The organism is Streptomyces sp. P5F9 (genome assembly GCF_057961495.1).
Genome location: NZ_JBXVPZ010000009.1, coordinates 1 through 22,060 on the forward strand (window position 1 = coordinate 1; position 22,060 = coordinate 22,060).

The following is a 22,060-nucleotide window of genomic DNA, read 5'->3' on the forward strand; positions in this document are numbered from 1 at the left end:
GGTCTTCCGGACCTCGCCGTGGGGGAGGCGGTGCGGGCCCGGATCGACCTGCGGGAACGGATGCTGCATGCGGCGCTGCACACCGCCGGGCACATCGTCGAGGCGGTGGGGCGGATGCAGGGGTGGGAGATGGCCGGGAGTATTCACTTTCCCGGTCAGGCTCGGATCGAGTTCCAGGCGCCGCACGCGGACGCACGGCTGGCCGACCCGGACGGGCGGGAGGAAGTGACCTCCTTGCTGCGCGCCGCGGTGGCGGCCGCCGTCGCCGACGATCTGCCGGTCTCCGCTCGGTACCTCCCCGACGGGCGGCGCGTGGTGCAGCTCGGCGCGCTGCACTCCGCGCCGTGCGGCGGCACGCATGTACGCAGCCTCGGGGACCTCGCCGACGTGGTGCTGCCGACGCTGAAGGTCAAGAAGGGCCGTATCCGCGTGTCCTACACCGCGACCCACCGGAGCCGTTGATGACACCCCCGCCCTCCGGCCGCCGGCCGGTGAGCAGTACCGCGGCCGCGGTCGGTGCCAAGATCCGGCTGCGCCGTCAGCAGCGCGGGATGAGCGCCGCCGAGATGGCCCGGCGGGCCGGGCTGAGCAAGGCCACCCTGTCGCAGTTGGAGGCCGGGAACGGCAATCCCACGATCGACACCCTGGACGCGATCGCGATCGCCCTGCGCATCCCGATCGCCGACCTGCTGGCGCGCGACGCCGACACCGGCCGGTCTTCCGGGCAGGCACGGACATCGAACCCGGCGAGGTCTCAAGGGAGTTGCTACGCCGGATCAGCAGCGGCAACAGCCTGGAGATCTGGCGGCTGCGCATCCCGCCGGAGACGGAGCTGGCCGGCGTACCGCACGTCACCGGCACCATCGAACACCTGCTCATCGCCACCGGACACGTCACCGCCGGCCCCGTCGACGCCCCGCAGGACCTGGGCCCCGGCGACATGCTCGCCTTCGCCGGAGACGCCCCGCACTTCTACCGGACCGGCGCCGAGGAAGTCGACATCACCGTGGTCTTCGCCTCTCCCATCAGCACCTGAGACCCCGTCAACGGCCGTGACCTCAGCAGTACTTGAGACCGAGGGACCCCCGCTCATGAGCACCTCCACCATCGCCACCACTCCCTCCAGCCGTGCCTTCATCAGCGACAACATGGCCGGAGCGTCCCCGCAGATAGCCCGCGCCGTCGCCGACGCGGCCGCCGGGCAGCTCCTGCCGTACGGCAACGATCCCTTCACCGACAGCGCCCGCCGCAGGCTCGGCGAGATCTTCGAGCGGGACGTCGATGTCTTCCCGGTCTCCACCGGGTCCGCGGTCAACGGCCTGAGCCTGGCCGCCCTCACCCCGCAGTGGGGGAGCGTGCTCTCCCACCCGGACAGCCACATCAACACCGACGAATGCGGCGCGCCGGAGTTCTTCACCAACGGGGCCAAGCTCGTCGGTGTGCCGGGCGACGACAGCAAGATCGACCCCGAGGCGCTGCGGACGGCGGTGCGTCGCCGGACCGGTGACGTGCACAGCGTGCAGCCGTCCGCGGTGAGCATCAGCCAGGCCACCGAGAGCGGCAGCGTCTACACCCTGGAGGAGATCCGCGAACTGTCCGCCATCGCGAAGGACGCGGACCTGCGCGTCCACATGGACGGGGCGCGCTTCGCCAACGCCCTGGTCCAACTCGGCGCCACCCCGGCCGAGATGACGTGGAAGGCGGGCATCGACGTACTGTCCTTCGGCGCCACCAAGAACGGTGCGATGAGCGCCGACGCCATCGTCTCCTTCGACCCCGCGCTCGCCGGTGAACTCGCCTTCCGCGTCAAGCGTGCCGGGCAACTCGCCTCCAAGATGCGCTTCAACACGGCCCAGATCGACGCGTAGCTCACCGACGATCTCTGGCTGCGCAACGCCCGCCAGGCCAACGCGATGGCCGCTCGGCTCGGCGACGGCCTCAAGTCCGTCGCCGGGGCAGGTCTGTTGTCGATCCCGCAGGCCAACATCCTCTTCTGCCGCCTGCCTCAGCAGGTCACCGAAGGACTCCTCGCCGAGGGCTACGCCTTCTACCACGACCGCTGGGAGCCGGGCATCGTCCGCTTCGTCACCGCCTTCTCGCACAGTGCCGACGACATCGACCAACTGCTGGACGCGGTCCGCCGCCACACCCACTGACGGGCGTTGCCGCGGACCGCGTACCGGCCGACGCCCAACGGGGCCTCGGGGAAGGCGACTTGGCTTCTACGAAGATGGAGGCCAGGGTGGGGGAGTGTCGCCGGACGTCGTCGTCAGGCGGTGACGAGCGGCTGGTGCGGCGGCGCGAGCGTCGGGCGGGTCTCGTGGAGGTTCCTGGTGACCTCGGTCAGGTCGGCGATGAACATGCCCGCGAGTTCGGCGGTGAACCCGGTGCGCACCACGAGACGTAGGACGGAGACGTCCTGGCAGGGCGCGGGGAAGCTGTAGGCGGGCAGGTGCCAGCCGCGGGCGCGCATCGCGTGGGAGACGTCGAACACCGTGAAGCCCTGCGTGCCGGGCGTCAACCGGAAGGCGAACGCGGGGAGTTCGGAGCCGTCCGTGATCAACTCGTAGGGCGCGATGGTCGCGATGCGTGCGGCGAGTGCGCGGGCCGTGGAGCGGCTCTGGGACGCCAGATTGCGCAGCCCTTCGACGCCGTAGCGGAGGAAGCTGTAGTACTGCGCGACGACATGCGCGCCCGGGCGGGAGAAGTTGAGGGTGAAGCTGGGGGAGCTGCCGCCGAGGTAGTCGACCTCGAACACCAGGTCGTCGGGGAGGGCCTCCGCGTCGCGCCACAACGCCCAGCCCAGGCCCGGGAAGACGTGGCCGTACTTGTGTCCCGAAGTGTTGATGGAGGCGACGCGTTCGAGCTGGAAGTCCCACATGAGGCCCGGGTCGAGGAACGGGGCGACCATCGCGCCGGACGCGCCGTCGACATGCACGGGGATTTCGGTGCCGGTGGCGGCCTGGTAGCCGTCCAGGGCCATGCAGATGTCCGCGACGGGCTCGTAGGAACCGTCGAACGTGGACCCGAGGATTGCCACCACGCCGATGGTGTTGTCGTCGCAGTAGGCGGTGAGCGTGTCGGCCGTGAGGTGGTAGCGGCCCGGCTCCATCGGGACGTAACGCGGCTCCACCTCGAAGTAGTTGGCGAACTTCTTCCAGCACACCTGGACGTTCGCGCCCATCACGATGTTCGGGCGCGCGGTGTCCTTGCCCTGGGCGCGGCGGCGTTCCTGCCAGCGGCGCTTGAGCGCCAGCCCGCCGAGCATCGCGGCCTCGCTGGAGCCGGTGGTCGAGCAGCCGCGGACCTGCTCCGCGTGCGGCGCGTGCCAGAGCCGGGCGAGCATCCGTACGCAGCGCTCCTCCATCGCCGTGATCTGCGGGTACTCGGCGCGGTCGGCGAGGTTCTTCTCGGCGGTCTCCGCCATCAACTCCCTTGCCTGCGGCTCCATCCAGGTCGTCACGAAGGTGGCGAGGTTCAGACGCGCGTTGCCGTCGAGCATCAGCTCGTCGCGTACCCGGCGGCAGACCAGGTCGGGCTCCGACGCGAACTCGGGCAGCTCGTCGACGGGTTGGAGGAGGTCGACGGCCGGCGGGAGCCCGCCGCCGCGGGAAACGGTCAGGGTGTCGAACTCGGCTTCGGGCATGACGTCGGTATGCGGGATGGGCATGAGTGTCTGGATGCCTTTCTGGTCCGTGCGGCCCCGTGCACTCCGACGCTAGATCGCCGAGCGGTACGGCGTAGGTGCCGATTACACCGATCCAGTGATCGATTTGCGGACTGATGAACCGGATTTTCCCTTGTACATACTGGGCATTACTTTTCGCAGGGCTGGACTCGCGTCTGGGGGCTTCCCTCTTCTGGGCACGTCAGACGCCCGCGCCGCGGCGCTCTGAGGATCTCCTGTGTGCCGTGGCGCTCCCCGCGGATAGGGTGGACGGTGATCGACAGGGACGGGCTGGGCGAGGACGGCGGACGGCGTGGGCGGTGCCGAGGAGAGCAGGAACACGGGCACCGGGCGCCCGACGTCACGGGACGTCGCCCGGATCGCCGGCGTGTCCCATACCGCGGTGTCCTTCGTCTTCAACGGCCGCGCCGAGGGCAACCTCTCGCCCGCCACCCAGGAACGCATCCGGCAGGCCGCGGCCCAGCTGGGCTATCGCCCCGACCCGGTGGCCCGCGGTCTGCGCCGTCGCCGTACGGCCGTGATCGGGCTGGTCACCGACGAGATCGCGTCCTCGCCGTTCGCCGGCCGGCTGCTGCGCGGCGCCATGGAGACCGCGTGGGACAGGGACCATCTCGTCCTCACCGTCGACTCCGGCGGTGACCCGGCCAAGGAGGACGCGGCCGTCGCGGAACTGCTCGACCGGCGCGTGGACGGCATCATCTACGCGGCCATGTCACTACGCCGGGTCCGCGTGCCCGAGGGCCTGCACCGCACCCACTCCGTGCTGGCCAACTGCCTGCCCGAGGACGACTCCCTGCCCGCCGTGGTCCCCGCCGAGCGCGCCGGTGGCCGTACCGCGGCCCGGCTGCTGCTCGCCGCGGGACACCGTCGGCTCGCCGTGATCGGCGGTCTGGACGACATCGCCTCGGTGGAACGTACCCGCGGCTTCCGGGACGCGCTCCGCGCCGAGGGCGTCACCGTGCCCGCGGAGTGGATCGTGCGCGGCGGCGGGGAGATCTCCGCCGGACACGCGGGGGCGCTGCGCCTGCTCGACGGGGTCGAGCCGGGCCGTCGCCCCACGGGCGTCCTGTGCTACAACGACCGGGTCGCGGCGGGTGTCCTGCACGCCGCGACCCGGCTCGGCATCGACGTGCCCGCCGATCTGTCGGTGGTCGGCTACGACGACCAGGAACACATGGCCGCGTTCCTCACCCCGCCGCTCACCTCCATCGCGCTGCCGCACCGGGCGATGGGCGAGGCGGCGGCCCGGCTGCTCCTGGACGCCATCGAAGCCGGCCCCACGCCGCCCGCGACCGTGCGGCGCCTGGCCTGCCCCGTGGTCAGCCGCGCCTCCGTGGGTCCGGCGCCCACCTGGTGACCTGGGCGCGCGGCCCGTGCCTGGCCTGCTCCGTGATCAGCCACGTCTCCGTGCATCCGGCGCTCACCCGGTCACCGTGCCTGTGCCCGGTCCGCCCCGAGATCAGCCATGCCTCCGTGGGTCCGGCGCCCACCCGGTGACCCGGGCACCCGGCCCGTCGACGGCCAGATCGGCGATGTCGCCGGGGCGCCGGTAGACGCGCTCGGTGACCATGGCCCGGTCCGCGACGAAGAGTTCGAGGAGCGAGCCGTCGACGAGCAGCCGGAGCGCGAGTTCCGGCCCCTTCGGCACGTGCACGGTGATCGGGGCGGAGCCTTCCCTGCCGGTCCGGGGCCAGGCGCCGCGGTCGAGGACGACGGTCCCCGAGGCAGGGTCCGCCCGGACGGTCAGCTCCCGGCCCGCCGCGTCCCGGAGCAGGCTCACCGTGGTTGGTCCGCATGCGGTGACGGTCAGGTCGTACGCGTGGGGGAGCGGAACCCGGCCCGGCGCGGTGACGAACGGCTCGGCCGGGCGCAGCAGTTCGAGTTCCGGGGCCGGACTCACCCGCAGTGAACCGTCGGGGTGGACGTCGACCACCCGGGGCGCGGTGAGTACGCCCGCCCATCCGGCCCGCTGCACCTCCTCCTGCGGGCGGGCTTCCCACGACCAGCCCCACAGCAGCGCGCGGTCCGGCTCCTGGAGCACGGCGGGAGCGTAGAAGTCCCGCCCCTGGTCGAGCCGGCCGCCGGCGCGCGGCACAAACCTCAACGCGCCCTGGCCGTCAGGCTCCAGACGGCCCGTCAGGTAGCCGGTGGAGCAGGGATCCCCGTCCCACAGGGACACCAGAAGTACGTGGTCGCTGCCTGCTGTCCGGTACAGGTGCGGGCACTCCCAGCCCACGGACTTGTCGCCGAACGCGCCCGCGGCCACCGGGTCCCTGCCGTCCACCAGCACACCGGCGAACCGCCAGTCGGTCAGGTCGTCGCAGTCGTAGAGCAGGACCGACGGTGTGCCGTCGGCGTGTCCGGCCCCGACGAGGGCCCAGCGCCGGTCCGCGTGGCGGAAGACGAACGGGTCGCGGAACATCACCACGTCCAGTCCCGGCGGCGGCCCTGCCACCACCGGCGTCGGCAGCGGCTTCCACTCGGTCAGCCGCTCGTCGTCCGGGTCCGCCGCCCGCGCCAGGCAGATGGTGCCCAGTCCGGTGTGGGCATGGTCAACTCCCGTGTACACGGCGGTCGGTGTGCCGGCGTCGTCGGTCACGCAGCCCGACCAGCAGCCGGCCTCGTCGGGGCCGCCGGGCGTCGGGGTGAGCGCGATCGGGTGGTGTTCCCAGTGCGCGAGGTCGGCGCTGGAGGCATGACCCCAGTGGACGTTCGCGTGCACCGGTGCGTCGGGGTTGTGCTGATAGAAGAGGTGGTAGCGGTCCCGCCAACGGAACGGCCCATTGGGGTCGTTGATCCAGCCGGCGGGCGGACGGACCCTGAAACGCGGCGCGTTGGGGTCAGTGCTCAACGGTTGACTCCTGCGGAGGTGATGCCCTCGCGGAGAGGGCGCTGGCCGACGGCGAACACGGCGACGGCGGGGAGCATGGAGAGCACGACCCCGGCCAGGACCACCGAGATCGACCCGGTGCCGAGGTTGCCCTGGAGGGAGACCAGACCCAGCGGAAGCGTGTAGTTCTGGCTGGAGGTCTCCAGGATCAGCGGGCGGAAGAACTCGTTCCAGTGGTAGTTGAAGGCCAGTACGCCGACGATCGCCAGGCCGGGTGTGGCCAGCGGCGCGTACACCGAGCGGAAGATCCGCCAGGTCCCCGCGCCGTCCAGCATGGCCGCCTCGCCCAGGTCCTTCGGCATACCGAGGAAGTACTGGCGCATCAGGAAGGTGCCGAAGGCGGTCGGGAAGGCCGGGATGATCAGGCCGAGGAGTGTGTCGGTGAGGCCCATCGTCTTCAGCACCAGGAACACCGGCACGATGGTGACCTGCAACGGCACCATCATGGTCGCCAGGACCAGGCCGAAGAGCGGCTTCTTGAAACGGAACTCCAGGCGCGCGAAGGCGTATCCGGCCAGGCCCGCGGTGATCATCTGGCCGACGGCGATCAGCGCCGTCACCAGCGTGGAGTTCAGGGCGAGCAGCCACACGTCGATCTGCTGGAAGACCCCGTGGTAGGCCGCCGTCGTCGGGTGCGTCGGGATGATCTGCGGGGGCAGGTCGAAGGACTGGGCCGGGGTGCGCAGCGAGGTGGCGACGGTCCAGATGACCGGGCCCAGCGTCAGCAGGGCGCACACGGTCAGTGCGGCGATCCGGGCCCAGGGGGCGAGTGAATAACGTACGCGGCTCAGAGTCGGGGTTGCTTTCAGGGTCGGGGTTGCTTGGCTCATAGCGCTCATGCGGCTCACCGGCTCACTGGTAGTGGACGAAACGCCGGCTGAGCCGGAACTGGAGGGCGGTGACCGCCATGATCAGCACGAAGAGCAGCACGCCCACCGCGGATGCCTCGCCGAAGTCGAGCTGCTCGAAGGCCCTCTCGTAGATCACCATCACCACGGTGCGGGTGGCGTCGCCGGGTCCGCCGTCGGTGAGGACGTAGGGCTGTTCGAAGACCTGGAGGGCGTTGATGATGCCGACCACCGTCGCGACGAGCAGCGTCGGCGACAGCAGCGGCAGCGTGATGCCGAGATGCTTGCGCAGGCCGGTCGCGCCGTCGAGGGCGGCGGCCTCGTGGATCTCCTTGGGGATGTTGTTCAGACCGCCGACGAACAGCAGGAACGAGAAACCGAACTGCTGCCAGACGTAGACCAGGACCACCGTGGCCATCGCCGCGTGCTCCGAGGTCAGCCAGGGCACGGGCGCGACGCCGACCAGGCCGATCAGCCAGTTCACCACCCCGAAGTCCTGGTTGAACAGGTACTTCATCACCACCGAGATAGACGCGGCGGACAGTACAAGGGGGAAGAAGAACGCCGAGCGGAACACCGACCGCAGCCACACCGGCATCCGCCCGTTCAGGGCGAGCGCCAGCGACAGCGCGATCAGCAGTTGCAGCGCGACCGCGAGGACCATGAAGAGGAGCGTGTTGCGGAAGGAGACCAGGACGGTCGAGTCCGTGAAGGTCGTGCCGTAGTTGGCGCCGCCGACGAAGTGGGGCGGGTCGATCACGTTCCACTGGAACAGGCTCAGCACGATCGACCCGATGATCGGCACGACCGTGAAGACGACGATGCCGACGACCGTGGGCGCCAGGAACAGCGCGGCCACCAGCCGGGCGCCGCGGTCGCGGACGGACGGCCGTACGGCGGCGGGTGGCGCGGTCGGCCGCGAACGGACGGGCGGAACCTGGGAGTTCGGGACCTGGGTGTTCGTCATACCTCACGCTCCATGGCCTGCTCCAGGTCGCCCTGCATCCGGCGCAGCGCGGGACCCACCGCACGCGGCGAGGCCAGCGCGGTGCCGGTGTACTTGAGCAGCACGTCGGTCACCTCGGCGACCTGCGGCGGCGCGGGGATCGGGCCGGTGTCGGGAAACCGGTCGAGGGTGTCGTAGAAGACCTGCCAGTGCGCCGGGCCGCTCGCGGCGTAGCGGGCGGTGTCCAGCATCGAACGCCGGGCCGGGGTGGTCTGGTTGCTCTTGAACAGCCGGGTCATGGTGTCCTTGCGCGCCGCGTACTTGATGAACTCCCAGGCGGCTTCCTGCTTCTTCGAGGTGCGCAGCAGCGCGTAGCCCGCCGCGCCGAACTGGTGGCGCTGGGTACGCCAGCGCGGGAAGTACTGCACGTCGTAGTCGGCGGCCCGCATGCCGGCCAGCTGCAGACCGCCCGCCCAGAAGCCGCCCGCCGGTGTGACGCCGACGTGGCCGGTGGAGAACACGCCGACCAGGTTGCTGCCGTTGCCGCCCTCGGGCCGGGTGCACAGGTCCTCCTGGACGAGGGAGGCGAGATAGTCGTACGCCTCCTCGACGCGGTCGGTGGTGGCCTGCGGGGTCGTCCAGCGGAAGCCTCCGCCGCGCCCCTTCCGGTCGGCGGCCGGGTAGAAGGTGTCCCACAGCCAGGAGCCGCCGGGCGCCTTCGACTCCTTCAGCAGGTTCGTGCCGTTCGCGAAGAGCCAGGGCACCACGCCGCCCCACAGCCGGTTGGTCCAGAAGTACGGCGTGAAGTGCGCGCCGCCGCCACGCTTCAACTGCCGCAGCAGCGCGGTGAAGTCGTCGCGGCTCCAGTCGGCCGCCGGGAACTCCGCGCCCGCCCGCTTCAGCACCTGCTTGTTGAGGTACATGTCGGCGGCGTTGAACTCCATCGGGAGTTGGTAGAGGTGCCCCTCGTACATCATCGACTCGACCAGCGAGGGGTGGACGTCGGCGAAGTACTCGCGCAGCTCCGCCGCGTCCCGCCGCACCCAGCGGTCCAGGGACACGCCGAGCCGGTGGGCGAACAACTGCACGCCCTCGGTGGCCACATACACCAGGTCGGGGGCGGTGCCCGCGGCGATCTGGGTGAGGATCTTCGCGAAGAAGTCCGACCAGTCGACGGCCTGCACCGCGTTCACCCGCAGCGGGATGTCCGGGTGGATCCGGTGGAAGCCCTTGGTGAGGGCGTCGACGGTGGCCGGGTCGAAGGCGGAGCCGAGGGTGGCGACGACGAGGGAGCCGTCGTCACGGCCGGGGATGTCGGCTCCCGTGAGCCGGTCCCAGCTCGCGGCGGTACCGGCCAGAGCGGCTGCTCCGGTCCCGTACGCGCCGTACCGCAGCAGCGTGCGGCGGGGGAGGTGCGAGTCAGTCATCTAACGGGCCTAACTCGTGTTAGTTCAGGGATGATGCCCCAGATGATGGGAAGCGGGCGGCAGGCCTGTCAAGGGTCGGGAACGCTTGACCTTTAACGAGTTAGGTCTACAGTCCTCGTTCGCAGGAGCCGATTTTTCACCCCCTCCGCACCGTGAGCCGCACTCGCGTGTGTGACGAGCCGCCACGGGCCCTCATGGGCCGTCACGAGAGGAACGATGCGTCATGCCCGGAACGTCGGGACTTTCCAGGAGATCACTGTTCGCGGGATCGGCGGCGGGCACCGCCGCCGCGCTGCTGCCCACCGGAACGGCCATGGCCGCCCCGAAACCCAAGTCGGCTGTGAGCGGGGCGAGTTACCGCGCCGCATACCACTTCACGGTCCCCGACCAGTGGAAGAACGACCCGCAGCGGCCCGTCTGGATCGACGGCGAGTACCACTACTACTACCTCTACAACGCCGACTACTTCACCGGCGTCGTCGGCACCGCGTGGCGTCTGGCCACCACCAAGGACCTGGTCTCCTTCACCGACCGCGGGGTCGCCGTGCCCAAGGACACCACGGTCAATGGCGATCTCTGGTCAGGTTCGGTGGTGGTCGACACCGGCAACACGGCCGGATTCGGCGCGGGCGCGGTCGTCGTCATCGTCACCATGTCCCCCGGTGGCGGCACCGACCACCAGGAGCAGTTCCTGTACTACTCGACCGACGGCGGTCTCACCTTCACCAACCACGGGACCGACCCCGTCCTGCCCAACCCCGGCGTCGCCGACTTCCGCGACCCCAAGGTGATCCGCGACGAGGACCGGGGCCGCTGGGTGATGGCCCTCGCCGAGAACGACAAGATCGGCTTCTACCACTCCGACGACCTCAAGTCCTGGACGTACGTGAACGGTTTCGTCCACGACGGCATCGGCGTCCTGGAGTGCCCCGACCTGTTCCGCATCACCGCCAGCGACGGCACCGTGAAATGGGTGCTCGGCGTGAGCGCCAACGGGAAGAGCTCGGGGCTGCCCAACACGTACGCCTACTGGACGGGTTCCTTCAACGGCAGCGCGTTCACCGCTGACACGAGTGACCCGCAGTGGCTCGACCACGGCTGGGACTGGTACGCCGGCGTCACCTTCGAGAAGCGGTCCGCGAGCGGCGCGGTGGACACGGCCGCCCGTTACGCGATCGGGTGGGTGAACAACTGGGACTACGCCGACACCACCCCCACCATCGACTGCGACGGCTTCAACGGCACCGACTCCATCGTCCGCGAGATCACCCTGAAGAAGGCGTCCGACGGCACCTACTACCTCGCCTCCCAGCCCGTCGCCGGCCTCGACGCGCATGTCTCCCGCACCGTGAATCTGGGCGACGTGACCGTGGACGGCACGAAGGTGCTCGACTACACCGGTATCTCCTACGAGGTGACGACTGAGATCACCTGGTCCCAACTCATAGGCGCGGGCCTCCAGTTGAGGCGCTCACCCAGCGGCGGTCGGCACGTCGACGCCGGTGTCTACGCCGACTACGCCTTCCTCAACCGACGCAACACGGTGAACGCCGACACGTCCGGCAAGTGGCAGGAGAGCCACACCCCGTTCGACCCGTCCGCCGGCACGGTGAAGCTGCGCATCCTCGTGGACCGCACGTCGGTGGAGATGTTCGTCGACGACGGCCGCTACGTACACACCAGTCAGGTGTTCCCGTACCTGCTGGACACCCGGCTCGCGCTGTTCACGATCGGCGGCAGTGCGGTGTTCCGGAACACGGTGATACGCGAGTTCTCGGTGTAAGGCCGGTCAGGCCGGCCGGGGCGCGGGTGCGCGCCGTACGCGTGAACCCGATCGGCAACACCGGAACGGGCCGCCCGGTCGTGGGGGATCCGCGCTCCGCCCCGCCGACGCGGCGAAGCCGAACGTCTTCCGCGTCCGGGTCGTACGGCCCGTGCCGGCGAGGCTCTCCCGACCTCCCGCCGCGTACCGAGATCGAACCGGGCGAACGTGGCTCTCGGCCAGCCCTGGACCTTGCTCTGGTGGAGCCCCTGCGCGTCGGGGGAATCCGCCGCGGGCGGGCCGAGCGGACGGATCACACCCATCTCTCCCGTCGCCAACCGGAGTTCACGCCCACCGGCCCCGAACCGACCGATCACCTTCGGAAGCGGATGACGTCAGCCCGCCGTCCCGCCGCCCGGGATGCCGAGTCGGTCGGCGACGGTCGTCAGGGCCGTTCCCAGCGACAGCGCGACCCGGGTGCGGGCGTGCGGGTCGCCCCGGGTGGGGTCACGGTTGACGATCAGCACCGGCTTGCCCTCCTGCGACGCCTGACGGACGAAGCGCAGCCCGGACATGACCGTCAGCGACGAGCCGAGGACCAGCAGCGCGGTCGACTCGCGGACCAGCTGTCGGCAGTGCTCGACGCGCTGCTGCGGAACCGCCTCGCCGAAGAACACCACGTCCGGTTTGAGGACGCCCCCGCAGCCGGCGCACGGCACGACGCGGAAGTCCCCGACCTGTGCGTCGGTGAGGTCCGCGTCACCGTCCGGGTTGATCCCGGCGGCGACCGGGTCGAAGCCCGGGTTCCCGGCCTCCAGACGGCGGGCGAGTTCGCGGCGCGGGCTGATGGCGCGGCAGGAGAGGCACACGACCCGGTCCAGGCTGCCGTGGAGCTCCACGACGCCCTCGCTGTCGGCGGCCTGGTGCAGGCCGTCGACGTTCTGGGTGATCACGCCCGAGACGCGATCGTCCCGCGCGAAGGCGGCCACCGCCAGGTGTCCCGCGTTGGGGCGGGCCCGCCCGAAGGTGCGCCAGCCGAGGTGGCTGCGCGCCCAGTACCGGCGCCGCGCGTGCGCGCTCGCGGTGAAGTCCTGGTAGGTCATCGGGGTGTGCCGGCTCAGGCTCCCGCCCTCGCCCCGGTAGTCGGGGATGCCCGACTCTGTGGAGAGGCCCGCCCCGCTGAGCACCAGCACACCGCCGGCGCTCAGCGCGTCGACGACCGGCTCCAGGTCGGTGGTGCCCGGCAGCAGATCCGCCGCGGCGGGGGTCCAGCTCAGGGTGGGGCGCATGCGCATGCCGCCAGGGTACGGAATCGGCGGCGGCTCCCGGCGGGCGTGGACAGTTGCGGGGGATCGCTCCCCGTCCAATGCGGGCAAACCGGCGCTCGCCGCACCGGGCGGGCTCGTGGGCGCGCGGGTGTCCGCCGCGGTGAGCGCGAGCGCCGTTGCGGGGCGGCCGGCCGCGGACAGCATGTCCTCAGTACACAGCATGTCCTCAGTACCGCGAGTGAGGAGGCACGTGATGTCCAGCGAGTTCCAGCGGACCAAGCTCCAGGCCATGTTCGAGGCGTTCGACGCGGACGGCAACGGCTATCTGGAGGAGGCGGACTTCGTGGCCCTGGCGGACCGCTGGGGCCGGCTGCCGCGCGTGAGAGAGGCATCGGAACTGGCCGCGCGCGTGGACGGCGTACTGAAGGGCTGGTGGCAGCATCTGTCGGAGACGGTGGACACGGACCGGGACGGCCGGATCGACATGGACGACTTCCTCGCCATGGTGGACCTGCTGCCGACCATCCCCGAGGCCGTCACCGCCACCGCCGACACCATCTTCGACGCGGTCGACGAGAACGCCGACGGGCGCATCTCGCGCGGCGAGCACCAGCGTCTCGTCGACACCTGGCACGGGCGGCCCGTGGCGACCGGCGGTGCCTTCGACCGGCTCGACCAGGACGCCGACGGCTACCTCAGCCGCCCTGAGTTCGCCGCGCTGTGGACCCAGTTCTGGACCAGCGACGACCCTGCCGAACCCGGCAACCTGATGTGCGGCCCGATCGGCGCCGGGTGAGGCACAGTCGGCGGCCGTCCAGGTCCGGCCGCGGCGGGCCGCCTGCCAGGTGAGGTGCATACGGGGCGCGGCCCGGGCGAGGATCGTCATCCGCTGGATGTGACGCAGGACGCCGTCCTTCGCCCAGCGGGCGAAGTAGCCGAGCACAAATGCGTCAGGGAATGCCGAAGTCGGCGGGCAGTGCCCGCCATGTCGCGCCGCTGGCGGTGATGTGGCGGATGGCGTCGACGACGCGTCGGCGGGGCCATTTCTCGGGGCCTCGCCCTCGGAGGTCTGGCAGGCGGGGACGGGCAGGAGCCGTTCCAGGAGGAGCCATTCGAGGTCACTGGTGTCGGAGGGGGGCGGCGGGGCAGGGGCAGGGTCCTGGCGGGGTGTCAGGTCGTTGCCTGACGGAGAGTCAACTGCTGGGCGGTTGCGTCCCGTTGCTTTCCACGGGTTGGTCGCTCCAGGCCGGCGAGGAGGTGCGGGCTGGCTGGACTCGATCGCGCCCATCGGTGCCATGACCGTGCGGCTGCAGGGGGCGTCGGGTGTCTTCTTCCGGTGCGGCAGCCGGATCCCGGCGATGAAGTGGGCGACCCGGTGGTGCACCGATTCGAAGAGCGCCCTTTCGTAGCCGGTCCGGGCCTCCCGGGCGCCGTCCAGCATCCGTTAGCCCCGTGCCCTGCCCCAGATGATCGGCGGCAGGCGCTTCGCGGTGGCGTCCTGGCGCAAGTGCGCGAGGCCGGTGTGGACCTGGGCGCGGGCGCGGTCGGTGGCCGTGACGAGCTGGACGACGGTCAGTAGGACCTGCGCCAGCGGCCAGGCTCTCGGCACGACCAGCGGCGCTTGTGCCGGCGCGACTCCAACCCGCTCTCGCCGTACGGCAGATCGCGGGGCCGGGCCACCGCCGAGCCCTTCACTCCGGTGACGAACACCCCGCAGACCGGGCACACACCCGGGCCGTCTGGTCGGCGGTGGCCAGGTGGACCCGGTGTGTCCCGTCCGCCGGCCGCGAGACGCGGCCGACGGACACCCCGTCGAGGGCGAGCGCCGACGCCGTATCGTTGAGCAGGCCCGCGGCTCCCGCATGATCGTTCTGCGTGGAGAACAGAAATGAGCACGCAGGTCGACGGGCACCTTGCGTCGAGGGCCGAGCCGCTGGACCCGGCACCGAGCGTGACGTCGCGTCAGCAAGCCGAACCGGCGCACCGCTCACCTGTGAAGACCCGGGAGAGTTCTGGGCGGCTTCGCGCTGCTTCCACAGCACCAGAGCCCATCGCGACCGAGACCTGGGCCGGCACCCACGCAGCGGCCCTGTTCGGCGGCCGCGCCGAAACTGTCCCGTTCGATCGTCACGCTGCTGCGGATCCCGGCAGGTCAGTGCCGGTGAGGTCCCGCGATCCCGCCAGATCCCGACTCGCCGTGGACACGGGCCGGAACGGGGCCGAAAGATCACCTGCAGCGCTGCTTCCGACTGGCACCGCCCAAGCGCCGGACAGCTGGCTCCGGCAGCAGGACTCGCATGCCGTGTCGCCCGGCGGATCCCGCGTTGTTCACCCGCAACCAGACGTCAAGGATTGGAACATGTCATGAGCCTGTTCGGCCACAGCCGTCAATTGTCTCGACGCAGGTTGCTGACCCTCGCCGGAGGTGCCGCGGTGGCCACCGCGACCGGCATCGGATTCGCCCAGTCGGCTTCCGCGGCTTCCGCGGCGGCCTCGGCGACCGGCTACGGGATCGACTACTCCGACGCGTCGCTCACCGCAGGTTCGGTGGCCGCGGCGGGCTACGGCTTCGTGTGCCGCTACCTCAGCTGGCTGCCGAACCCGAAGGTCCTCACCCTGTCCGAGGCTCAGGCCCTGACCGCCGCGGATCTGGGCATCGTCTCCAACTGGGAGTCCGACGGGCTGCAGGACTGGCAGAGCGGCGTCCCCTCAGACCCCTACGCCCAGGGGGCCGGGCATGCCACCGAGGCACAGCGGCAAGCGCTGGCCAACGGGATGCCGTCGTCGCGGCCGATCTACTTCAGTGTCGACTTCGACCTCCAGCCCTCGATGTATTCCGCGCTCAACTCCTACTTCGACGGCGTCGCCTCGGTGATCGGCCGGTCCCGGACCGGTGCGTACGGCGGCTACCACGTGATCCAGGAGCTCTTCGACAGCGGGAAGATAGCCTGGGGCTGGCAGACGTACGCGTGGTCCGGCGGGAACTGGGACAGCCGCGCGCAGTTGAGACAGGTCCAGAACGGCATCGCGGTCGCCGGGCACGACGCGGACCTCGACCAGGCGATGGCCGCCGACTTCGGCCAGTGGGGCGGCACGGGCGGCGGCGGTACCGGTGTCATCCTGCCGTCCTGGCCGAACATCACCGATGGCATGACGGGGCCCAGCGTGCAGGCGGCGCAGTACCTGCTTCGCTACCACGGTGCCTCGATCACCGCCGACGGCGAGTTCGGGCCGGCCACTCTCGCCGCGACCAAGAGCTTCCAGTCCGCGCACGGTCTCAGCGTCGACGGCGAGATAGGCCCGCAGACGTGGTCGGCGCTGATCGTCCAGGTCCAATCGGGCTCCAGTGGTGACGCTGTCCGGGCAGCCCAGGTGGAGCTGAACAAGTTCGGCTACGGTCTCACCGTCGACGGCAGCTTCGGCTCCGGCACCAACAGTGCCGCCCGGGCTTTCCAGTCCGCGCACGGCCTGGGTGTGGACGGCCAGGTGGGACCGCAGACCTGGCAGATGCTCGTGGGCACAGGGAGCGGCGCAACGGGCGGTGGCACCGTCGCGCCGCCCTGGCCGAACGTCATCGACGGCGACACCGGGAACAATGTGCTGGCCGCGCAGTACCTGCTGCGCTACCACGGTGCGTCGATCACCGCTGATGGCCAGTTCGGGTCTGCGACCCTGGCCGCGACCAAGAGCTTCCAGTCCGCGCACGGTCTCGGCGTCGACGGCGAGATTGGTCCGCAGACGTGGTCGGCGCTGATCGTCCAGGTCCAATCGGGCTCCAGTGGTGACGCTGTCCGGGCAGCCCAGGTGGAGCTGAACAAGTTCGGCTACGGTCTCACCGTCGACGGCAGCTTCGGCTCCGGCACCAACAGCGCCGCCCGGGCTTTCCAGTCCGCGCACGGCCTGGGCGTGGACGGTCAGGTGGGACCGCAGACCTGGCAGATGCTCGTCGGTAGCTGACCGCCCAGCCCCTCCGGCGGCGAGTGTGCGGGACGGAGTGACCATGACGGTTCGTTCGTCTCGCACTCGCTCGCCGCGGCGGAGACAGGCCCGCTTTCCGAGGTCTTCGAAGGTGAGCGGTGCACTGATCCGGCTTGCTGACGCGACGTCACGCTCGATGTGGCTCCGTGCCGTTCTCCGCCCGCACTTCAGCCAGGAGGAGAAGAACTGCTTCTCACTCGCTTCGTGAACCGGCTCCCCGTGGGGGTCACGGGGAGCGTGATTCGGATGAGGCTCAGAGGTAACTGAGAAGTCCCTGTGAAAAAGTGCGGAGGGTTCCGCGGCGTCCGCCGTCCGGCCAACCTCCCATGGAGAAAGCCCTCATGAGCCTCACTGTCGTCAACGGACTGCCCGCGCACGTCCTGTTCGTGCACTTCGTCATCGTGCTCGTACCCCTGAGCGCCCTGGCGCTCGTGGTGTGCGCGGCCTGGCCCGCAGGTGCCCGGCGGCTGGGACTTCTGCTTCCGATCCTCGCGCTCGTGACGTTGGCCAGCGTGCCGGTGGCCACCCACGCGGGGGAGTGGCTCGAACAGCACGTCGGCAGCGACCCGTTGGTGCGCAAGCACGCCGAACTCGGCGACGGCCTGTTGCCGTGGGCTCTCGGCCTCTTCGCGTTCTCGGCCGTCGTCTGGTGGACGGCCCGCCGCTCGGCACCGGCCGAGGAAGGGCTGGCGAGTGCTTCGTGGTCGCCCTCGGTACTGGTTCGGGGCGTGGTCGTGGCTCTTTCCCTTGCTGTCGCGGTCGGCGCCGTGGTGGACGTCTACCGGATCGGTGACTCGGGTGCCAAGGCCGCCTGGCAGGACAACTACTCCAAGACGGCCACGCAGAACGGCGGCTGACAGGACGAGGGCCGCCGTGGGGGGCGGGCGTCTCCGGACCAGCACTCGGCGTGATGCCCCCAAGCGATGACAGGGGCGGCGGTGCCGTCGGCGAGCAAGGTGTCCAGTCCCGGCGATCACCGTGGGACCAGTTGGGTCTTGCTCTACGCGATCGGTTTGGTGGTGGCCAACGTGCCCGAGGGGCCGCTGCCCACCATTACCTTGGTTCTGGCCGTGGGCGTCCGGGAGTTGGCCGGGCGCGGCGCCGTCGTCAAGCGCCTCAGCGTCGTGGAGACGCTCGGCTCGACAACGGTGATCTGCACCGACAGGACCGGCACCCTGACCGAGATCCACATGCGCGTCACCTCGCTGTGGACCTCCGAGGGATCCGCGGACCCGCGTGTGCCGATGCCGCAGACCGACCTCGTGGTGCGCTCCGCCGCAGCCTGCACCAACGCCGCACTACCCGGGAGCGCTACGGCCGAGGCGAAGGGGACCCCACGGAACTCGCTCTGCTGGAGCTGGCCACTGTCCTCGGCTGCCCGGTCACCCTCGACCAACGCGCCCTGGGGCCCGTGGACGAGCAGCAGGACGCAGAGGGCGGCACTGTCCTCACGGTGCACACCAATGGCGCCCCCGAAGAGGTGCTGCCGAGGTGTACCGCCTCCAACACCCCGGCGGCGTACACCCGTTGACCTACGACGACCGTGCCGCCGCGACCTCGGCCATGAACGACTACGCGGACTTCGGGCTGCGCGTACCGGCCGTCGCTGTCCGTCAACTGCCCATCGGAGCACCGGTCCCCGCGCAGCGCGAAGAAGCCCAACTCGACCTGTGTCTTCTCGGCCTGGTCGCTATGAGCGACCTTCCGCGCCCATAAGGCCGGCATTCGCGTGCACGTCGTCACCGGCACCGAACTCGACCGGCTCGCCGAACCAGAACTGGATCAACTCCTGGCGTCGGAAGGCGAAGTGGTCTTCGCCCGCAGCACACCGGAAGCCAAGCTCCGCATCGCCGACATCGGTATCGCATTGGGCCGCTCCGGCGCCGCCGTCGCGCGGGAAGCCTCCACGATGGTGGTCACCGACGACGACTTCACCACCATCGTCTCGGCCATCGAAGCTGCCCGATCACGCTTCTCGCGCGACAAACGGGGTATACGGCAGGCTGCGGGAATGAAATCTCGAACTGACGGCATGTGGTGGGGAACAGCGATCGAGGCGCCGGACCCCAGCGGCCTGGCGAGGTTCTACGCCGAACTGCTCGGCTGGCACATCGGACACGAGGAGCCGGGAACTGCCATTGTCGCCGCCTCACCGCAAGGGCCCTTCTTCGCATTTCAGCAGGCGGACGACTACCGGGCCCCGGTCTGGCCTCCGGCCGACGGGGAGCAGCGTCCGATGATGCACTTCGACTTCCAGGTGGGCGACCTGGACTCGGCGGTCGCCGAGGCGGTCGCCCTGGGCGCCACGGTCGCGGAGTCCCAGCCGCAGGAGAACGTCCGAGTGCTCTTCGACCCCGCCGGCCACCCCTTCTGCCTCTGCTACGACGAAGGATGACCGCCTGAATCGCACTTCAGGGGATCCATGCCTATTGGCCACCGCTCGTTGCCGTCGTGACCTGTCGTAGACCGTAGAGCCCAGCCCCGAGGACGAGAACCGCGGCGCCGGAGACGACGGTGCTCGTGGGCAGGGCGAAGGCGAGGGCCGCGCAGCCGGCCAGGCCGGTGACGGGGACGAGGCGGTTCGGCCGGCCCTCTTCTGCGGTGAGGGTCCAGGCGGAGGCGTTGGCGATGGCGTAGTAGGCCAGGACGCCGAAGGAGGAGAAGCCGATGGTGCCGCGCACGTCCGTGGTCGCGGCGAGGACGGTGACCACCGCGCCGACCGCGAGTTCGGCGCGGTGGGGGACACCGAAGCGGGGGTGGACGGCGGCCAGGGCGTGCGGCAGGTGCCGGTCCCGGGCCATGGCGAGGGTGGTGCGGGAGACCCCGAGGATCAGCGCGAGCAGTGAGCCGAGCGCGGCGACGGCCCCGCCGACACGGACGGCCGGCACCAGCCAGCCGGCGCCCGCGGCGCGCACCGCGTCCGACAGCGGGGCGGTGGCGTCCGCCAGCCCGCGCGGGCCCAGCAGTGTCAGGGCGGCTGCGGCGACGAGGGCGTAGACGGCGAGGGTGATTCCGAGCGCGATCGGGATGGCGCGCGGGATCGTGCGGGCGGGGTCGCGGACCTCCTCGCCGAGGGTGGCGATACGGGCGTAGCCGGCGAAGGCGAAGAAGAGCAGGCCCGCGGCCTGGAGCAGCCCGGCGACGCTGGTGTCCGTGCCGATGTCCAGCCGTGCGGTGTCAGCACGGGTGGAGGTCAGCGCCGTGACGATGACGGCGGCGAGCACGGCCAGGACGACCGCGACGATGGCGCGGGTGAGCAGGACGGACTTCTGTACCCCGGTGTAGTTCACCGCGGTCAGCGCCACTACGGCGGCCACGGCCACCGCGTGGGTCTGGCCGGGCCAGAGATAGGCGCCGACGGTGAGGGCCATGGCCGCGCAGGAGGCCGTCTTGCCGACGACGAACGCCCAGCCGGCCAGGTAGCCCCAGAAGTCGCCCAGGCGTTCGCGGCCGTAGACGTAGGTGCCGCCGGACCGCGGATAGAGGGCGGCCAGCCGTGCCGAGGACGTCGCGTTGCAGTAGGCCACGACGGCCGCCAGGGCCAGAGCGAGCAGCAGCCCCGAACCGGCGGCGTCGGCCGCCGGGCCGAGGGCCGCGAAGATCCCGGCTCCGAGCATCGACCCCAGACCGATCACCACGGCGTCGGACACGTCCAGACGCCGCTTCATCCCACCCGTCCCTGTCTGGGCTCTGTCCGCGTTCATCGCTCACTCCTCCTCGTACTCGGCGCACGGTAGCCGAGGAGGAGGGAGTTGCTGCCGGAGAGGCATGGTCCTACTGTGCCGTGTGCCGGGCGTCAGCTGGTCTTGTCAGCTGGTCTTTCGACCCCAACTCGGCCCCACCAGGTCCCACTCCGAAGTCCAGGAGTCGATACTGCGCCGGTCCAGCCGATACCGTGCGAGGGCCTCTTGCCGCACGCCGGACCGGCGAAGGCGAGTGCGGCGGTCAGGCCCAGGACGGCGGATTCGAGAGTCGCCTCCTTCGAACTCGGCGGTTCGATGGTGGAGTTGCCTGCGGAGTCCAGCCAGATCACGACCTTGGATGGGGCCTTCTGCCCCGTGTCCACCAGGGCGCTGCCCGTACGGCGGGTGCCGTCGGCGGTCGTCCAGCGGACCTTCGCCTTGATCAGGCCGCGGGATCCGACTCCCGCGGCGGGGGACGGGGTGCCCGTGAGGAGTACCGCCTGCACGGAGTGCCGCTCGGTGCGCTGCGCGGCGAACACCTCGTCGGCGGCGTGGGACGTCACGAAGCCGGCGAGGGCGCTGCCCACCAGGACCACCGCCCACACGACCAGGACGATCCAGGCCTCGGCGATGTCGTCGTGTCGGCGCAACGGGTTGCTCCGCAACGGCCACTGCCGCTTCTTCATACGCCTGTTCCTGCCCATGGTTCCGCACCTCCTCGTCGTGGTCGCCATGCCGAAGGTGTCAGTCGGGAACATGACGTCGCTTGGGCCGAACAGGGGCTGTCGGGTGCCCCATCGGCACCGCCTCCCGGGCCCGGACGGGCCGTTCAGCCCGCTGTGGCGGAGGCGTCGCCGGACTCCGGCCCGGCGGCCAGGGCGTTCGGCAGCCGTGCATGGATCTCGAAGCCGCCGCCGAGCTGGGCGTGGCGCAGGATCCGCAGGAAGCCCGTCTTGCCGGTGACGATTCGGAGCCGTCCGCTGCGGGCCGCGGTCCGGTTCCGTGCCCGGCACAGCACTCCCAGCCCGGCACAGTCGATGAACGACAGGGCGCGCAGGTCCAGTACGAGATCGGGGCGGGGGCCGGCGGTCAGCATGTCCAGGTGCGCCGACAGCGGCTGCGCCGCGAGGAGGTCGATCTCGCCGCGCAGCGCCACGACGGTCGTCCCGGTGATCACACGTTCCGAGGAGCGCAGGGCGGCGGTGGTGTGGATCTCGGTCATGGTGCGAGCCAACCGGCCAGGTGGTCCCGCACGGAAGGGTCGACCGGCCCAAGCCAGAACCGACGGCCCCGGACACGCTGGACAGACGGGGGCAGTCGACCGAATGGGGAAGGAACGTCATGAAGGGCTTCGTCTCCCACGGGCCGGGACAGTCCTCCTGGGACACCGTCCCGGATCCCGGCATCGAGGACGCCATCGACGTGATCGTGCGCGTCGACGCCGTCACCATCTGCGGAACCGATCTGCACATCCTCAAGGGCGACGTGCCCGAGGTGCACCCTGGCCGGCGCGACGGGACTGGAGTCCTTCGCCGCCCTGCCGCCCTACGCCCCGCGTACTGACGCGACA

The 22,060-nt window shown here is 70.6% G+C and carries 24 protein-coding genes and 2 pseudogenes; 13 read left to right on the plus strand and 13 right to left on the minus strand.

Annotated features, from left to right (window positions below; genetic code table 11):
* From AC31A1_RS03050 to AC31A1_RS03070, 5 genes and pseudogenes are all read left to right on the plus strand, one after another.
* Positions 1-462 (plus strand): alanyl-tRNA editing protein (locus AC31A1_RS03050; RefSeq protein ID WP_489651682.1); only part of this gene is annotated, 462 nt, incomplete at its 5' end.
* A gap of 104 nt (positions 463-566) precedes the next feature.
* Positions 567-647: pseudogene (locus AC31A1_RS03055) on the plus strand (helix-turn-helix domain-containing protein); the annotation flags it as partial.
* Between the two features lie 116 nt (positions 648-763).
* On the plus strand, positions 764-1,036 hold the full coding sequence (locus AC31A1_RS03060; RefSeq protein WP_489651745.1) for a cupin domain-containing protein: 273 nt from the start codon (positions 764-766) through the stop codon (positions 1,034-1,036).
* Positions 1,037-1,091: 55 nt separating this feature from the next.
* Positions 1,092-1,868 carry a threonine aldolase family protein gene (locus AC31A1_RS03065; protein WP_489651740.1) on the plus strand — a complete coding sequence of 259 codons (777 nt, stop codon included), beginning with the start codon at positions 1,092-1,094 and terminating at the stop codon, positions 1,866-1,868.
* A 45-nt stretch (positions 1,869-1,913) separates the two neighbouring features.
* Positions 1,914-2,156 carry a hypothetical protein gene (locus AC31A1_RS03070; protein ID WP_489651683.1) on the plus strand — a complete coding sequence of 81 codons (243 nt, stop codon included), beginning with the start codon at positions 1,914-1,916 and terminating at the stop codon, positions 2,154-2,156.
* A 113-nt stretch (positions 2,157-2,269) separates the two neighbouring features.
* On the opposite strand, the gene gad is transcribed toward AC31A1_RS03070, so the two are convergent.
* Complete coding sequence (gene gad, locus AC31A1_RS03075; protein ID WP_489651684.1) at positions 2,270-3,670, minus strand: glutamate decarboxylase; 1,401 nt, start codon at positions 3,668-3,670, stop codon at positions 2,270-2,272.
* Between the two features lie 310 nt (positions 3,671-3,980).
* On the opposite strand from gad, the gene AC31A1_RS03080 reads away from it, so the two are divergent.
* The gene (locus AC31A1_RS03080; protein WP_489651685.1) at positions 3,981-5,045 is read left to right on the plus strand and encodes a LacI family DNA-binding transcriptional regulator; all 1,065 of its coding nucleotides are present in this window, start codon (positions 3,981-3,983) and stop codon (positions 5,043-5,045) included.
* Positions 5,046-5,147: 102 nt separating this feature from the next.
* Here AC31A1_RS03080 and AC31A1_RS03085 read toward each other — a convergent pair whose 3' ends face one another.
* Genes AC31A1_RS03085 through AC31A1_RS03100 form a run of 4 tightly spaced genes read right to left on the minus strand, consistent with a single transcriptional unit; the run spans position 5,148 to position 9,799 of the window.
* Positions 5,148-6,539 carry a glycoside hydrolase family 32 protein gene (locus AC31A1_RS03085; protein WP_489651686.1) on the minus strand — a complete coding sequence of 464 codons (1,392 nt, stop codon included), beginning with the start codon at positions 6,537-6,539 and terminating at the stop codon, positions 5,148-5,150.
* The gene (locus tag AC31A1_RS03090; protein WP_489651687.1) at positions 6,536-7,408 is read right to left on the minus strand and encodes a carbohydrate ABC transporter permease; all 873 of its coding nucleotides are present in this window, start codon (positions 7,406-7,408) and stop codon (positions 6,536-6,538) included. Before AC31A1_RS03090 ends, AC31A1_RS03085 begins: the two co-directional genes overlap by 4 nt.
* A 22-nt stretch (positions 7,409-7,430) precedes the next feature.
* Positions 7,431-8,393 (minus strand): carbohydrate ABC transporter permease, encoded by a 963-nt coding sequence (locus AC31A1_RS03095; RefSeq protein ID WP_489651688.1) that lies wholly within the window; start codon positions 8,391-8,393, stop codon positions 7,431-7,433.
* Positions 8,390-9,799 (minus strand): extracellular solute-binding protein, encoded by a 1,410-nt coding sequence (locus tag AC31A1_RS03100; protein WP_489651689.1) that lies wholly within the window; start codon positions 9,797-9,799, stop codon positions 8,390-8,392. The genes AC31A1_RS03095 and AC31A1_RS03100 overlap by 4 nt, the downstream gene beginning before the upstream one ends.
* 223 nt (positions 9,800-10,022) lie before the next feature.
* Here AC31A1_RS03100 and AC31A1_RS03105 point away from each other — a divergent pair, with 223 nt between their 5' ends.
* A complete protein-coding gene (locus tag AC31A1_RS03105; protein WP_489651690.1) occupies positions 10,023-11,582 on the plus strand; it encodes a glycoside hydrolase family 32 protein in 1,560 nt (519 codons plus the stop codon).
* A 374-nt stretch (positions 11,583-11,956) separates the two neighbouring features.
* Here AC31A1_RS03105 and AC31A1_RS03110 read toward each other — a convergent pair whose 3' ends face one another.
* Positions 11,957-12,856: an NAD-dependent protein deacetylase gene (locus AC31A1_RS03110; protein WP_489651691.1), complete on the minus strand. Its 900-nt coding sequence runs from the start codon at positions 12,854-12,856 to the stop codon at positions 11,957-11,959.
* A gap of 226 nt (positions 12,857-13,082) precedes the next feature.
* Here AC31A1_RS03110 and AC31A1_RS03115 point away from each other — a divergent pair, with 226 nt between their 5' ends.
* Complete coding sequence (locus AC31A1_RS03115; RefSeq protein ID WP_489651692.1) at positions 13,083-13,625, plus strand: EF-hand domain-containing protein; 543 nt, start codon at positions 13,083-13,085, stop codon at positions 13,623-13,625.
* A 154-nt stretch (positions 13,626-13,779) separates the two neighbouring features.
* On the opposite strand, the gene AC31A1_RS03120 is transcribed toward AC31A1_RS03115, so the two are convergent.
* From AC31A1_RS03120 to AC31A1_RS03130, 3 genes are all read right to left on the minus strand, one after another.
* Positions 13,780-13,941, minus strand: a complete 162-nt coding sequence (locus tag AC31A1_RS03120; protein WP_489651693.1) for a transposase — start codon at positions 13,939-13,941, stop codon at positions 13,780-13,782.
* Between the two features lie 332 nt (positions 13,942-14,273).
* On the minus strand, positions 14,274-14,438 hold the full coding sequence (locus AC31A1_RS03125) for a hypothetical protein (RefSeq protein WP_489651694.1): 165 nt from the start codon (positions 14,436-14,438) through the stop codon (positions 14,274-14,276).
* On the minus strand, positions 14,402-14,725 hold the full coding sequence (locus AC31A1_RS03130; RefSeq protein WP_489651695.1) for a transposase family protein: 324 nt from the start codon (positions 14,723-14,725) through the stop codon (positions 14,402-14,404). The genes AC31A1_RS03125 and AC31A1_RS03130 overlap by 37 nt, the downstream gene beginning before the upstream one ends.
* Before the next feature lie 468 nt (positions 14,726-15,193).
* Between AC31A1_RS03130 and AC31A1_RS03135 the strand changes: the two genes are divergently transcribed.
* Together AC31A1_RS03135 and AC31A1_RS03140 are read left to right on the plus strand one after the other, a co-directional pair.
* On the plus strand, positions 15,194-16,786 hold the full coding sequence (locus AC31A1_RS03135) for a peptidoglycan-binding protein (protein WP_489651696.1): 1,593 nt from the start codon (positions 15,194-15,196) through the stop codon (positions 16,784-16,786).
* A gap of 362 nt (positions 16,787-17,148) precedes the next feature.
* Positions 17,149-17,664, plus strand: a complete 516-nt coding sequence (locus tag AC31A1_RS03140; protein WP_489651697.1) for a DUF2231 domain-containing protein — start codon at positions 17,149-17,151, stop codon at positions 17,662-17,664.
* A 143-nt stretch (positions 17,665-17,807) separates the two neighbouring features.
* Here AC31A1_RS03140 and AC31A1_RS03145 read toward each other — a convergent pair whose 3' ends face one another.
* A complete protein-coding gene (locus tag AC31A1_RS03145) occupies positions 17,808-18,266 on the minus strand; it encodes a hypothetical protein (RefSeq protein ID WP_489651698.1) in 459 nt (152 codons plus the stop codon).
* 32 nt (positions 18,267-18,298) lie between these two features.
* On the opposite strand from AC31A1_RS03145, the gene AC31A1_RS03150 reads away from it, so the two are divergent.
* Both AC31A1_RS03150 and AC31A1_RS03155 read left to right on the plus strand, forming a co-directional pair.
* Positions 18,299-18,523, plus strand: coding sequence for a hypothetical protein (locus AC31A1_RS03150; protein WP_489651699.1), 225 nt, complete (start codon positions 18,299-18,301; stop codon positions 18,521-18,523).
* Positions 18,524-18,536: 13 nt separating this feature from the next.
* A complete protein-coding gene (locus AC31A1_RS03155; RefSeq protein WP_489651700.1) occupies positions 18,537-19,202 on the plus strand; it encodes a VOC family protein in 666 nt (221 codons plus the stop codon).
* Positions 19,203-19,233: 31 nt separating this feature from the next.
* Here AC31A1_RS03155 and AC31A1_RS03160 read toward each other — a convergent pair whose 3' ends face one another.
* The 3 genes from AC31A1_RS03160 to AC31A1_RS03170 all read right to left on the minus strand — a co-directional run bounded on the left by AC31A1_RS03160 (position 19,234) and on the right by AC31A1_RS03170 (position 21,712).
* Positions 19,234-20,511, minus strand: a complete 1,278-nt coding sequence (locus AC31A1_RS03160; RefSeq protein ID WP_489651701.1) for an APC family permease — start codon at positions 20,509-20,511, stop codon at positions 19,234-19,236.
* A gap of 92 nt (positions 20,512-20,603) precedes the next feature.
* On the minus strand, positions 20,604-21,194 hold the full coding sequence (locus tag AC31A1_RS03165) for an Rv1733c family protein (RefSeq protein ID WP_489651702.1): 591 nt from the start codon (positions 21,192-21,194) through the stop codon (positions 20,604-20,606).
* A gap of 125 nt (positions 21,195-21,319) precedes the next feature.
* Positions 21,320-21,712 carry an STAS domain-containing protein gene (locus tag AC31A1_RS03170; protein WP_489651703.1) on the minus strand — a complete coding sequence of 131 codons (393 nt, stop codon included), beginning with the start codon at positions 21,710-21,712 and terminating at the stop codon, positions 21,320-21,322.
* Positions 21,713-21,831: 119 nt separating this feature from the next.
* Here AC31A1_RS03170 and AC31A1_RS03175 point away from each other — a divergent pair.
* Positions 21,832-21,996 (plus strand): annotated as a pseudogene (locus AC31A1_RS03175) (alcohol dehydrogenase); the annotation flags it as partial.
* Positions 21,997-22,060: the final 64 nt, after the last annotated feature.